The 12,672-nt window shown below is 72.7% G+C and carries 12 protein-coding genes and 1 pseudogene; 8 read left to right on the forward strand and 5 right to left on the reverse strand.

All coding sequences use genetic code 11. The features are described from left to right. Nucleotides 1–41 precede the first annotated feature (41 nt). From ACWEVO_RS14660 to ACWEVO_RS14670, 3 genes and pseudogenes are all read left to right on the forward strand, one after another. Nucleotides 42–974 (forward strand): annotated as a pseudogene (locus ACWEVO_RS14660) (chromosome segregation protein SMC); the annotation flags it as partial. Then, entirely contained in the window at nt 971–1,591 is a 621-nt protein-coding gene (locus ACWEVO_RS14665; protein ID WP_452308040.1) for an HAD-IA family hydrolase, read from the forward strand. The pseudogene ACWEVO_RS14660 and the gene ACWEVO_RS14665, both read left to right, overlap by 4 nt. A 58-nt stretch (nt 1,592–1,649) precedes the next feature. Further along, nucleotides 1,650–2,624, forward strand: a complete 975-nt coding sequence (locus tag ACWEVO_RS14670; protein ID WP_452308041.1) for a helix-turn-helix domain-containing protein — start codon at nt 1,650–1,652, stop codon at nt 2,622–2,624. A gap of 9 nt (nt 2,625–2,633) precedes the next feature. On the opposite strand, the gene ACWEVO_RS14675 is transcribed toward ACWEVO_RS14670, so the two are convergent. From ACWEVO_RS14675 to ACWEVO_RS14695, 5 genes are all read right to left on the reverse strand, one after another. Continuing rightward, nucleotides 2,634–3,164 (reverse strand): DinB family protein, encoded by a 531-nt coding sequence (locus tag ACWEVO_RS14675; protein ID WP_452308042.1) that lies wholly within the window; start codon nt 3,162–3,164, stop codon nt 2,634–2,636. 65 nt (nt 3,165–3,229) lie between these two features. Further along, nucleotides 3,230–3,721, reverse strand: coding sequence for a universal stress protein (locus ACWEVO_RS14680; RefSeq protein WP_452308043.1), 492 nt, complete (start codon nt 3,719–3,721; stop codon nt 3,230–3,232). A gap of 3 nt (nt 3,722–3,724) precedes the next feature. Then, nucleotides 3,725–5,344: an MDR family MFS transporter gene (locus ACWEVO_RS14685; protein ID WP_452308044.1), complete on the reverse strand. Its 1,620-nt coding sequence runs from the start codon at nt 5,342–5,344 to the stop codon at nt 3,725–3,727. A gap of 116 nt (nt 5,345–5,460) precedes the next feature. Then, the gene (locus ACWEVO_RS14690) at nt 5,461–5,898 is read right to left on the reverse strand and encodes a MarR family winged helix-turn-helix transcriptional regulator (protein ID WP_452308045.1); all 438 of its coding nucleotides are present in this window, start codon (nt 5,896–5,898) and stop codon (nt 5,461–5,463) included. A 14-nt stretch (nt 5,899–5,912) separates the two neighbouring features. Then, on the reverse strand, nt 5,913–7,625 hold the full coding sequence (locus ACWEVO_RS14695; RefSeq protein WP_452308046.1) for an alkaline phosphatase D family protein: 1,713 nt from the start codon (nt 7,623–7,625) through the stop codon (nt 5,913–5,915). A 147-nt stretch (nt 7,626–7,772) separates the two neighbouring features. On the opposite strand from ACWEVO_RS14695, the gene ftsY reads away from it, so the two are divergent. From ftsY to ACWEVO_RS14720, 5 genes are all read left to right on the forward strand, one after another. Then, nucleotides 7,773–8,966 (forward strand): signal recognition particle-docking protein FtsY, encoded by a 1,194-nt coding sequence (gene ftsY, locus ACWEVO_RS14700; protein ID WP_452308047.1) that lies wholly within the window; start codon nt 7,773–7,775, stop codon nt 8,964–8,966. A 58-nt stretch (nt 8,967–9,024) separates the two neighbouring features. Further along, nucleotides 9,025–9,840: an aminoglycoside phosphotransferase family protein gene (locus ACWEVO_RS14705; protein WP_452308050.1), complete on the forward strand. Its 816-nt coding sequence runs from the start codon at nt 9,025–9,027 to the stop codon at nt 9,838–9,840. Nucleotides 9,841–10,071: 231 nt separating this feature from the next. Then, nucleotides 10,072–11,430 (forward strand): ammonium transporter, encoded by a 1,359-nt coding sequence (locus tag ACWEVO_RS14710; RefSeq protein WP_452308048.1) that lies wholly within the window; start codon nt 10,072–10,074, stop codon nt 11,428–11,430. Between the two features lie 25 nt (nt 11,431–11,455). Continuing rightward, on the forward strand, nt 11,456–11,794 hold the full coding sequence (locus ACWEVO_RS14715) for a P-II family nitrogen regulator (protein ID WP_013284578.1): 339 nt from the start codon (nt 11,456–11,458) through the stop codon (nt 11,792–11,794). A 16-nt stretch (nt 11,795–11,810) separates the two neighbouring features. Continuing rightward, nucleotides 11,811–12,672 (forward strand): [protein-PII] uridylyltransferase family protein (locus tag ACWEVO_RS14720; RefSeq protein WP_452308049.1); only part of this gene is annotated, 862 nt, incomplete at its 3' end.

The following is a 12,672-nucleotide window of genomic DNA, read 5'->3' on the forward strand; positions in this document are numbered from 1 at the left end:
CGGTGTCCTAGCCCGAACCCGCCGCCGGCGCGGCCGCGCGGTCCGCGGGGCGGGGCGGGGCCCCGCGGCTCGGCGCCGAGCTGGACCGGCTGACCAGCCAGGTGCACCGGGACGAGGTGGCCCGCGCCGAGCAGCGGCTGCGGATCGAGCAGCTGGAGGCCAAGGCCGCCGAGGACTTCGGCCTCGACGTCGAGACGCTGGTCGCCGAGTACGGCCCGGACCAGCTCGTCCCGCCCACCGACGCGGACGTCGCGCTCGCCGAGAAGGAGGGCCGGCCGGTGCCCGAGCCGGTCCGCTACGAGCGGCCGGTGCAGGAGAAGCGGGCCGCCAAGGCGGAACGGGAACTGGCCCTGCTCGGCAAGGTGAACCCCCTCGCCCTGGAGGAGTTCGCCGCGCTGGAGGAGCGCTTCAAGTTCCTCTCCGAGCAGCTGGAGGACCTGAAGGCCACCCGGCGGGACCTGCTCACCGTGGTCAAGGACGTGGACGACCGGATCCTGGAGGTCTTCGCCAGCGCGTTCGAGGACACCGCCCGCGAGTTCGAGCAGGTCTTCACCGTGCTCTTCCCCGGCGGCGAGGGCCGGCTGGTGCTCACCGACCCGGAGGACCTGCTGACCACCGGCGTCGAGGTGGAGGCCCGGCCCCCGGGCAAGAAGATCAAGCGGCTCTCCCTGCTCTCCGGCGGCGAGCGGTCGCTGACCGCGGTGGCCATGCTGGTGGCGATCTTCCGCGCGCGGCCCAGCCCGTTCTACATCATGGACGAGGTGGAGGCGGCCCTCGACGACGTCAACCTGGGCCGTCTGATCACGCTCCTGGCGCAGCTGCGCGAGAAGAGCCAGCTGATCGTGATCACCCACCAGAAGCGCACGATGGAGATCGCCGACGCGCTGTACGGCGTGACCATGCGCAGCGGGGTCACCCAGGTGATCAGCCAACGGCTCAACCGGGCCGACGACGAGCAGGAGACGAACGAGTGAGTCGGGAACGCGCCACGGCGCTCCTGGTGGACTTCGACGGCGTGCTGCGCCGCTGGAATCCGGCGGTGGCCGCCGGCGTGGAGCGCGAGTACGGCCTGACCGAGGGCGTCCTCGGCGAGATCGCCATGTCCTGGGGGCTGCTCCAGCCGGTGCTCACCGGGCAGGTCAGCCACGCCCAGTGGATGAGCAGCGTGGCCGACGCGCTCACCCCGTCGGTCGGCGACCCCGCCCGGGCCCGTGCCGCCGTGGACGAGTGGCAGCGCTACCGGGGCGAGGTCGACCCGGACGTGCTCGCGTTCATCCGCGAGGTGCGGGCCGCCGGGGTCCGGGTCGGGCTGGGCACCAACGCCACCGACCTGCTCGACGCCGACCTGGCCGCGCTGGACCTCACCGACGAGCTGGACGTGGTGGTCAACTCCTCGGTGATCGGCGTGCACAAGCCGGCTAAGGAGTACTTCCAGGCGGCCTGCGAGGCGCTGGAGACCGCGCCGGCGCGGGTGCTCTTCGTCGACGACGAGGACCGGGCCGTGGCCGGCGCCCGGGTGGCCGGGCTCTCCGCGCACCGCTGGACCGGCCCGGGCGACCTGCGCTACCTGCGCGCCGCCCTGGCGTGCTAGCCCCACCCGGGCGAGCGGCCTTCCGTCGCCCGGCCCGCGTTGGCTAGCGTCCACGGGCATGATGACCCTGCACCTCACCGCGACGGATCTCAGCCGCACCGTCCTGCGGTCCGCGCCGTCGGTGCTGCTGGAGCTGGCCTCGGCCGGCCAGCGCCTGTTCCGCGACGACGTCCCGCACCACCTCGCCGCCTGGCGGGCCCGCACCCGGGCCGGCCTGCGTCCCGAGATGCGCCCCTACCTGGAGCTGTGCCGGTCGCCGCACTGGTTCCCCGATTTCCTCACCCCGAGCAGCTTCGGCAGCGAGCTCGGCGCGGGGCTCGACGAGGTCGCCGCAACCCCGGACGAGGTGCTGGCCGCCGAGCTCGGTCCGCAGGTCGAGGCCGGCGAGCTGCCCGCCTGGTACGCCGGCCTCGCCGCGGGTGAGCAGGCCGCCCGGGACCGGCTGGGTGCCGCCATGGCCGCGTTCCACGCCGTCGCCGTCGCGCCGTACTGGGACACGATCACCGCGGCGGTGCACGCCGACCGGGCGGTACGCGGACACACCATGGTGGACGCCGGCATCGACCGGGTGTTCCGCGACCTCGGCCCGCAGCTGCACTGGAGGCCGGTGGGGGACGACTACCAGCTCGCCTACGACTGCGGCCGGGACGTGGCCTACGACCTGACGCCGGAGGGCCGGGGCGTGACGCTGGTCCCCTCGTACCTGGTGCCGCAGCCGTCCGTGCTGCCGGACCCGGCCGGCCCGGTGGTGCTGGCGTACCCGATCCAACCGAACCGGCGGGAGCTGACCACCGGCCGGCCGCTGGCGGACCTGATCGGCCGGACCAGGGCGGCGGTGCTCGGGGCGATCACCGAGGGGCCGAGCACCTCGCAGGTGGCCCGGACCGTCGGTATCTCGGTCGCCGCGGCCAGTCAGCACACCACGACGCTGCGCTCGGCCGGCCTGATCATCACGCACCGGACCGGCCCGGCGGTACGCCACCGGCTCACCCCGCTCGGCGAGCACCTGCTGCGGGCCGGGCACGCCGACTGAGGACTGCGGTCAGTCCCCGGTGACCCCGTCGATCCGCTCTCGGATCAGGTCGGCGTGTCCGTTGTGCCGGGCGTACTCCTCGATCATGTGGACGTACACCCAGCGGACGTTCATCTCGTCGGTGCCACCGTCCCGGCGACGGCGCGCAAAGGTCCGGTCCAGTGACAGGCCGGCCGCGGCCTTCCGGGCCGCCTCGACCTCGGCGCGGTAGACGGCGAAGGCCGCCGCCGGGTCGGCGTCCTCGATCGCGTTCAGGTCGGCGTCGGGGTCCTCGTCGTCGTCATAGAGGCCCGGGATGTCCTCGCCGGCGGCCCGGATCCGGAACCACCACCGCTCCACGTCCGCCATGTGGCGGACCAGGCCGAGCAGGGTCAGCCCGGACGGCTCGACGCTCGCGGTCTTCAACTGCTCGGCGGTCAGGCCGGCGCACTTGTGCAGCAGCGTGTCGCGGTGGTAGTCGAGCCAGCCTTCGAGCATGGTGCGCTCGTCACCGACATAGGGCTCGTGCTTACGGTCGATCTCGGGTGCTCGCCAGGTCATCCGGCGATGTTAGGAGGGGCCCCCGGTACAACGCGAGGCGTTAACAGGGGGCCCTTCCTTGCGTCTCAGGGGACCACGACGACCGGCCAGCGGCCGGTGCGGACCAGCCGGGTGGCGACCGAACCGACCAGCTTGTGGCCGGCCTGCTCGGACGAGCCCACCACGACCAGGTCGGCGCGGTGCTCGTCGGCCGCCTTGCACAGCTCGGCGTACGCGTCCCCGCGCCGGCACAGGAAGGTCACCGGCAGGCCCAGCTCCTCGGCCCCGCGCCGGCACTCGGCGCGCAGCTCGGCGGCCAGCTCGTCGTGTGTCTGCTGGACCGCCCCGGCCACCACGCCGGACATGATCCCGGCGTACGGGGCCGGCGAGCTGACGAAGACCACGACCAGCCCGGACCCCTGCCGGCGGGCCAGCCCCGCCGCGTAGGCGGCGGCCCGCAGCGAGGTGCGGCTGCCGTCCACCCCGACCAGCACCACCCGGGGCCCGTCCGTGCCCCGCTCGAAGGGGAGCGGACGGTGCTCCGGGCCGTACTCCTCACGCTCGACCGACGCGCTCATGGCTCAGTCCCGTACTCCGGTGCGGACCACCGGCGCGGCGCCACCGGCGGCGACGACCGCCTCCCGCTCGACCTCGGTCGAGATCGGGTCGCCGGTGTGCCGGCGCAGCGGCACCTCCTTGATGAAGACCACCGCGATCAGGGCGATCAGCCCGAACGGCGCGGCGGCCAGGAAGATGTCCCCGGCGCCGTGGCCGTACGCGGCCTCGACGACCGCCCGGATGGGCGCGGGCAGGGTGTGCACGTCCGGCAGGGTGCCGCCGCTGCCGGAGCTGGACGCCTTGATGCCCAGCCCGGCCAGCCCCTCGGCGAGGTAGTCCTTGACCTTGTGGCCGAGTACCGCGCCCAGCGCGCTCACCCCGATCGCGCCGCCCAGGCTGCGGAAGAAGGCGACCACCGAGCTGGCCGCGCCGAGCTCGTGGGTGCCGACGGTGTTCTGCACGGCGAGGACCAGGTTCTGCATGGTCATGCCGAGCCCGAGGCCGATCAGCGCCATGAAGATGGCGATCCGCCAGTACGGGGTGTCCGCCCGCAGCGTGCCCATGGTGGCGAAGCCGGCGGTGAGCAGGATCGAGCCGGTGACCAGGTAGCGCTTCCAGCGGCCGGTGTTGGTGATGATCCGGCCGACCACGGTCGAGGCGACCAGCAGACCGCCGATCATCGGCAGCGTCATCAGGCCGGACATGGTGGGGCTCTCGCCCCGGCTGATCTGGAAGTACTGGCCGAGGAAGACCGAGGCGCCGAACATGCCCACGCCGACCGCGATGCTGGCGACCACGGCGAGGGTGATGGTGCGGCTGCGGAACAGGCGCGGCGGGATCATCGGCTCGCTGGCCCGCTGCTCTACCCGGATGGCGAGCGCGCCGAGCAGCAGCGCCCCGACCACCATGACCGCGCTCTGCCAGGAGATCCAGTCGTACTTGTCGCCTGCCAGGGTGATCCAGATCAGCAGCAGCGAGACGGCCGCGGTGATCAGGGTGGCACCCCACCAGTCGATCTTCGCCGAGCGCTTGACCACCGGCAGGTGCAGGGTCTTCTGGAGCACGACCAGGGCGAGGGCTGCGAACGGCACGCCGACGTAGAAGCACCAGCGCCAGCCGAGCCAGTCGGTGTCGACGATGACGCCACCGATCAGCGGCCCGCCGATGGTGCCCAGGGCCATGACCGCGCCGAGGTAGCCGCTGTAGCGACCCCGCTCGCGCGGGGCGATCATCGTCGCCATGATCACCTGGGCCAGGGCGGTGAGGCCGCCCGCGCCGACGCCCTGGACCACCCGGCAGGCGATGAGCTGCCCGGTGGACTGGGAGAGCCCGGCCAGCACCGAGCCCAGCACGAAGACCCCCAGGGCGAGCTGGACCAGGACCTTCTTGCTGGTCAGGTCGGCGAGCTTGCCCCAGATCGGGGTGGTCGCGGTGGTGGCCAGCAGCGTCGAGGTGACCACCCAGGTGTACGCGGACTGACCGCCGTGCAGCTCGGTGATGATCCGCGGCAGCGCGTTGGAGACGACCGTGGAGGAGAGGATCGCGACGAACATGCCCAGCAGCAGGCCGGAGAGTGCCTCCAGGATCTGCCGGTGGGTCATGCCGACGGCGGTCGCCCGGGTGGGCGCTGTCGCCTGGGTCATCGTGGTGTGCCTCCGGACATGTCGGGAGAAAGGGTTGCCGCGGGCAACCGTAAGGCTTGGTTGCCCCAAGCAACAACCGCGCGTGGCGCAGGTCCTATTCCCCCGCCGGGGGAGGATCAGAAGGTCTGGTTGAACTTGTGCATCAGCCGGGCGAAGTCCTCGACGTCCTGCTTCGGCCAGCTTTCGAGCGTACGCCGGATCTGCCCGAGCCGGGCGGCCCGGGCGGTGTCGAACCGGCGGGTGCCCTCCTCGGTGAGGCTGAGCTGGGCGGCCCGCCGGTCGGTCGGGTCCGGGTCGCGGCGCACCAGGCCCAGCGACTCCAGGCCGTTGATCTGCCGGCTCAGGGTGCCCTTGCCGATGCCCAGCTTGGCGGCCAGGTCGGTCAGCCGGATCGAGCCGGAGCGACGCAGCCAGAGCAGCAGCCCGTACGCGTTGGGCTCGAGGTGCGGATGCACCTCCCGGGCGATCTCCCAGGACAGCGCCCGCCCTCGCCGCAGCAGCGCGGTCAGCTCGTGCTCCACGGCCCGCAGGCTCTCCGGCAGGTGATCGTCCACGGGTGAGAGGGTACTCACACCTGGTCGCTGAGCCGCTGCCGCGCCACGGTCCGCAGGTGGCCGTCGCCGGTGGTGCCCTCGATCACCACCTCGGCCGCCCGGCCCCGGTGGGTCAGCGTGGCGACCGCGTTGCCGAAGTACGGCCCGGCCAGCTTCTTCCAGCGCACGAAGGGCCGGCGTACCCCCGCCGAGCGGGCCAGGGCCCGGGTGGCCCCGGCCGGCCCCGGATTCCAGCCGAGCCGCATCAGCGGTCGCATCGCCGCCGGCACCTGGTTGTGGATCGGCGAGCAGGTGAGCTGGTGCACCGGGGTGCGGACGCTCCGGTCGGCGAACCGGGCCCGGGCCACGTACGAGTGGTGCACATCCCCGGAGAGCACGCTGATCGACGCCGGCGCCGCGTACGCCGGACCCGCGCCCACGCGGTCACCCTCCCGGGCGGCGCGGCCGCTGCCCAGCCGGGCGAACAGCTCGCCGAGGGCGTCGAAGGAACGCCGGAACGACGCCCAGTGCTCCAGGTCCAGGGCCCGGCGCAGCCGCTCGGACACCGTGGCCACCCAGGGTCGGCCCGAGTCGGCCAGCTTCTCGTTCCAGGACTCGACGTGGTGGATGCCGGGCGGCAGCAGCCAGGGCAGCGAGGCGCCGACCACCAGGTGGTCGTAGACGCCGTGCGCCCGGTCCAGGAACCAGGACCACTCGCCCGGCGGCAGCATCGCCCGGTTGCCCCGCTCCAGCACCCGGCTGGACCGGTTGTCCAGCATCACCAGGCGGGTCCGCCCCAGGTCGAGGGCGTAGCTCCACTGGTACTGCACGGCCCGCCAGCGCTCGGTGTCGTGCGCGACGTCGGCCTCCTTGTCCACCCGCTCGCCGAACTCGTGCAGCACGCTCGTGGCGTCCTCGGCGGCCGTCACCTTCGCGTACACCGGGTCGGCGGCGATCTCGTCCGGGGCGAGGTTGCCCAGGTGCTGGTAGACCCAGTAGGAGGCGAGGCCGCTGCGGATCCGCTCCGCCCACCACGGCTGCTCGCGCATGTCCGCCCGCCAGGACGCCGAGGTGTTCCAGTCGTCGATCACCTCGTGGTCGTCGAAGATCATCACGCTCGGCACGGTGGAGAGCAGCCAGCGGATCTCCGGGTCCCGCCAGGACTCCAGGTAGAGCTTGGTGTACTCGTCGAAGCTGACCACCTGGGTCGCCGGGGCGCCCTTCGGCCGGCGGCGGCGGCGCTTGAGCAGCTTGCGCACCGTCGGCGAGGTCTCGTCCGCGTACACCTGGTCGCCGAGGAGCACCAGCAGGTCGGGCCAGGCCGCCGGGTCCGGGTCGGCCATCATCCGCCGGGCGTACGCGTCGAGCGCGTCCGGCGGGAGCTTGCGGGCGGTGGCGTGCTGGGTGGTCTCCCGGCAGGAGCCGAAGATCAGCCGGACCGGCTGATCCCGGTCGTCCGCGGCCCGGGTCCGGATCACGCTGGCCGGGAAGCCGCTCTCCGGCACCGGCCAGGCGACCTCGTCGTCGATCAGCACCTCATAGCTGGTGGTGCTCTCCGGGGTCAGCCCCTCCACCACCACGATCGCGTAGTGGTGGTCGTACGCCGTGAAGGTGGGCCCGCTGCCCCGGGCGCCGTCGGCCGTGCGGACGGTGACCACGGCGGGGGCGCTGGTCTCCACCCAGACGGTCGCCCGCGTGCCGACGACCCGTCGCAGCAACGGACCGATGAGCAGGCGGGAACTGGGCACGGCGCACCTCCGACGAAGATCGTTTAGCCAATTCCTACCCGGCCGGCGGTTGCGGTACGCCTTCCAGGCGCGAGCGTACCCGCAGGTTGTTCGCGTGCGGAGGCGGTGAGTGGGACGCCGCCGCCGGCATCTGACAGGATTTCGGGCATGAAGGAATACCTCCTCGTCGCACTCGCCCTGCTCGTGGCGCTGATCCTCGGCGGCCTCAGCCTCGTGGTGCCCCGCCTGCGTCGGCGCCCCGAGCCGCCGCTGCCGGAGACGGAGGTCGAGACCCGGGCCGAGGAGAACCTGGCCGGGCCGCCGGTCGAGGCGGCCGAGGCCGACGTGTCGACCGGTGTGCTGGTCGAGCCGCCGCCGGTGGTCGAGGCGCCGCCACTGCCCACCATCGAGGTCCCCGAGCCCACCGCCGGCCGGCTGGTCCGGCTGCGCTCCCGGCTGTCCCGCTCGCAGAACGTCTTCGGCAAGGGCCTGCTCGGCCTGCTCAGCCGGGACCACCTGGACGAGGACACCTGGGAGGAGATCGAGGACAACCTGATCACCGCCGACGTCGGCATCGACTCCACCCGCGAGATCGTCGACCGGCTCCGCGACCGGACCAAGGTGCTCGGCACCCGTACCGTCGGCGAGCTGCGCGCGCTGCTCGCCGCCGAGCTGGTCAACGCCCTCGATCCGACGCTGGACCGGTCGCTGAAGACCACCCCGAAGGAGGGCGTGCCCGCCGTGCTGCTGGTCGTCGGGGTCAACGGCGCCGGCAAGACCACCACCTGCGGCAAGATCGCCCGGGTGCTGATCGCCGACGGCCGGACCGTGCTGCTCGGCGCGGCCGACACCTTCCGGGCCGCCGCCGCCGACCAGCTGGAGACCTGGGGCGGCCGGGTGGGCGCGGAGACCGTCCGCGGGCCGGAGGCCGCCGACCCGGCCAGCGTCGCCTTCGACGCGGTCAAGCGGGGCATCGACACCCGGGTCGACACCGTGCTGGTCGACACCGCCGGGCGCCTGCAGAACAAGATCGGCCTGATGGACGAGCTGGGCAAGGTCAAGCGGGTGGTGGAGAAGCACGGCCCGATCGACGAGACGCTGCTCGTGCTCGACGCCACCACCGGCCAGAACGGGCTGGAGCAGGCCCGCGTCTTCACCGAGGTGGTCAACGTGACCGGCGTGGTGCTGACCAAGCTCGACGGGACCGCCAAGGGGGGCATCGTGATCGCCGTGCAGCGCAAGCTCGGCATCCCGGTCAAGCTCGTCGGCCTCGGCGAGGGCCCGGACGACCTGGCCCCGTTCGACCCGGCGCAGTTCGTCGACGCGCTGCTCGGCACCGAGCCGCTCGCCCGGGACGCGTAGCCTCGACGTGACGACTGACGATCGCGCCTACGCGGGGTGGCGCGACCCCAGCCACCACATGGCGCCGCGCCTCGGGAGACCGTACGTGACCTCACAGGAGATCCCGCTGCACGGCGGGAATGTCAGCACCGTGGTCCGGGTCGGGGACACGGTCCGGCGCAACGCCGGCCCCTGGACCCCCTCGGTGCACGCCCTGCTGCGTCACCTGGAGTACGTCGGCTTCACCGGCGCTCCCCGCGCCCTCGGCATGGACGAGCGCAACCGGGAGGTCCTGTCGTACCTGGAGGGGGAGTGCGGGGAGTACCCGCTGGCTCCGCACTGGGTCACCGACGAGGCCCTGGTCACCGTCGCCACCATGCTGCGGATGTTCCACGACGCCCAGTACGGCTTCACCCCGCCGCCGGGGGCGGTCTGGCGCTCGTTCGGGCCGCCCCCGCCGGACACCGAGGTGATCTGCCACCACGACGCGGCCCCGCACAACGTGATCTGGCGGCCCGACGGCACCCTCGGCCTGATCGACTTCGACCTCGCCTCGCCCGGCGCCCGGATCTACGACGTGGCGTACGCGGCCTGGACCTGGGTGCCGATCTTCTCGGACCGGGACTCGATCACCCTCGGCTGGAAGCGCCCCGACCGGCCGCGCCGGCTGCGGCTCTTCGCCGACGCGTACGGGCTGATCCCGCGCGACCGGCACCGGCTCATCCGGACCATCCGCAAGCGGATCGTCGACCACGTCGAGGGCATCCGCCGGATGGCCGCGGCCGGCGAGCCGGCGTTCGTCCGGATCGTGCACAAGGGCCACCTCCGGCGGCCGATGCGTGACCTGCGGTTGCTCGACTACGAGCGGCACGCCCTGGAGTACGCGCTCCGCTGACCCCTCATCGCCTGGAAGAGTGGCCGGTTCCTCGTCGGAACGGCCACTCTTTCCGTTTCTGTCGAGGAGGATCGGTGTACTTCACACGCCGGAAACAACCCGTCACGCGTCGGAAATCGAGCGGTGTCGGTGAAGGAAACAGCCGCCGAGCAAGCTTCCGCGCAACCGGCTGACGGGCGATGCTGCCAGGTCTCAGTCGGAGGGAGGAATACGACACCGAGAGGAGGCAGCGTGGAGATCGATACCGGGAACACTGCCTGGCTGCTTGTTTCGACTGCGCTCGTGCTGCTCATGACGCCCGGTCTCGCGCTGTTCTACGGCGGCCTGAACCGGTCCAAGGGCGTACTGAACATGATGATGATGAGCTTCTCGTCCATCGGGCTCATCAGCATCCTGTGGCTTTTCTACGGCTTCACCGTCGCCTTCGGCGAGGGCGGCAAGTTCTGGGGTGACCTCGGGCAGTACCTGGGCACCAAGACGTTCGTCGGCGAGAGCGACCTGTGGGGCGAGACCGGTATCCCGCTCTACGTCTTCATCGCCTTCCAGATGATGTTCGCCGTCATCACCGTCGCCCTGATCAGCGGCGCCCTGTCCGACCGGACGAAGTTCGCCGGCTGGCTGGTGTTCGCCTTCGGCTGGGCCACCCTGGTCTACTTCCCGGTCGCCCACATGGTCTGGGGCGGCGGCCTGATCGGCAAGAACATCGGCGCGCTGGACTTCGCCGGTGGTACCGCGGTGCACATCAACGCCGGCGCCGCCGCCCTGGCGCTCGTGCTGGTCCTCGGCAAGCGGGTGGGCTGGCCCCGGGAGAGCGCCAAGCCGCACAACGTCCCGCTGGTCGCGCTGGGCGCCGGTCTGCTCTGGTTCGGCTGGTTCGGCTTCAACGCCGGCTCCGAGCTGACCGCCGACGGGGTCACCGCGCTGGCCTTCGTCAACACCCAGGTGGCCACCGCCGCGGCCCTGCTCGGCTGGATCGTGGTGGAGTGGGTACGGGACGGCAAGCCGACGCTGGTCGGCGCCTCCTCCGGTGCCGTGGCCGGTCTGGTCGCGATCACCCCGGCGTGCGCGTTCATCACCCCGGCCGCGTCGGTGCTGCTGGGTCTGGTCGCCGGCGCGGTCTGCGCCCTCGCGGTCGGCCTGAAGTACCGGTTCGGCTACGACGACTCCCTGGACGTGGTCGGGGTGCACTTCGTCGGCGGGTGGATCGGCTGCCTCTGGATCGGCCTGTTCGGCACCGCCTCGGTGAGCTCGCTGGTCACCAGCGACGGCCTGCTGGTCGGCGGCAACGCGTCGCTGCTCGGCAAGCAGGCGCTGGGCGCGCTGATCGTGACCGTCTACTCCTTCGCGATCGCCTACGCTCTCGGCTTCGTGATCGACAAGACGATCGGGTTCCGGATCCCGGCCGAGGCGGAGATCGAGGGCATCGACGTCGCCGAGCACGCGGAGAGCGCGTACGACCTGTCGCCCACCACGGGCAGCGGCGGCGGCGCGTTCGCCATGGCCGGGATCGGCGCCGTCAAGCCGACCCCGGAGCCCACCGGCGCGGCGGAGGAGCCCGCCGAGCCGGTCAGCGAGAAGGTCGCCGGTTAACGTTCCAGGGATGGAGGGGTTGGACATGAAGCTGGTGACCGCGGTCATCAAGCCGTACCAGCTGGACGCGGTGAAGGAGGCCCTGCACGCCCTCGGCGTGGCCGGTCTGACCGTCAGCGAGGTCCAGGGCTACGGCCGGCAGAAGGGGCACACCGAGGTCTACCGGGGTGCCGAGTACACCGTCGAGTTCCTGCCCAAGATCCGGGTCGAGGTGCTCACCGACGAGATGGACGTGGACAAGATCGTCGACGCCATCGTGGGTGCCGCCCGGACCGGCAAGATCGGCGACGGCAAGGTCTGGGTGACCGGCGTCGAGGAGGTCGTCCGGGTCCGTACCGGCGAGCGCGGCCTCGACGCCCTCTGACCGGGACCTGACCGACGTGACCTCGTTGACCACGACGCCCGGCCCCGCCGGGGACGACGCGCTCGTGGTCAACGAGGTCGTCGGCGTTCCCGGCGGGATCGGCGCCGAGGCCCGGGCCCGCCGGGCCGACGCGCTCGACGGCTGGCTCCGGTCGATCTTCCCGCCCCGGGCCGGCGTCGCCCTGATCGCCGTCGGCGGGCTCGGCCGCCGGCAGTGCGCGCCCTACGGGGACCTGGACCTGGTGCTGCTGCACGCCGGAGTGCCCGGTATCGACGAGCTGGCCACCTCGCTCTGGTACCCGATCTGGGACGCCGGGCTGCGGCTGGACCACTCCGTCCGCACCGTCGCCGAGGCGCTCTCCGTCGCCCAGGACGACGTCAAGGTCGCCCTCGGCCTGCTCGACGCCCGCCACGTGGCCGGCGACCGGGCCCTGGCCGACCAGCTCATCCACACCGCCACCGACCACTGGCGGCGCACCGCCGTCCGGCAGCTGCCGGCGCTGCGGGAGATCACCGCCGCCCGCTGGGCGGCCCACGGCGAGCTGGCCTTCCTGCTCGAAGGGGACCTCAAGGAGGCCGCCGGCGGGCTGCGGGACGTGGGCATCCTGCGGGCCATCGCCACGGCCGGGGTCACCGACGCGCTGCGCCCGGCCGTGCACGCCGCGCACCGGCGGTTGCTGGACACCCGGGACGCCCTGCACCAGCAGGTCGGTCGCCGGGTCGACCGCCTCGTCGCCCAGGAACGCGACGGCGTCGCCGCCCTGCTCGGGCTGCGCGGCCCCGAGGCAGGCGGGGACGGCGGGGACGGGGACGCGCTGCTGCGCCGGGTCGCCGGGGACGCCCGGACGGTCAGCCACGCCCTCGACGACGCCTGGCGGG

This window comes from Micromonospora sp. NPDC003776, from assembly GCF_053605645.1.

What these genes read in the sequence shown, in the direction of transcription:
- ftsY (WP_452308047.1), top strand. Translation starts at nt 7,773, where the DNA reads ATGAAGGAATACCTCCTCGTCGCACTCGCCCTGCTCGTGGCGCTGATC.
- ACWEVO_RS14715 (WP_013284578.1), top strand. Translation starts at nt 11,456, where the DNA reads ATGAAGCTGGTGACCGCGGTCATCAAGCCGTACCAGCTGGACGCGGTG.
- ACWEVO_RS14670 (WP_452308041.1), top strand. Translation starts at nt 1,650, where the DNA reads ATGATGACCCTGCACCTCACCGCGACGGATCTCAGCCGCACCGTCCTG.
- ACWEVO_RS14685 (WP_452308044.1), bottom strand. Translation starts at nt 5,344, where the DNA reads ATGACCCAGGCGACAGCGCCCACCCGGGCGACCGCCGTCGGCATGACC.
- ACWEVO_RS14680 (WP_452308043.1), bottom strand. Translation starts at nt 3,721, where the DNA reads ATGAGCGCGTCGGTCGAGCGTGAGGAGTACGGCCCGGAGCACCGTCCG.
- ACWEVO_RS14675 (WP_452308042.1), bottom strand. Translation starts at nt 3,164, where the DNA reads ATGACCTGGCGAGCACCCGAGATCGACCGTAAGCACGAGCCCTATGTC.
- ACWEVO_RS14705 (WP_452308050.1), top strand. Translation starts at nt 9,025, where the DNA reads ATGGCGCCGCGCCTCGGGAGACCGTACGTGACCTCACAGGAGATCCCG.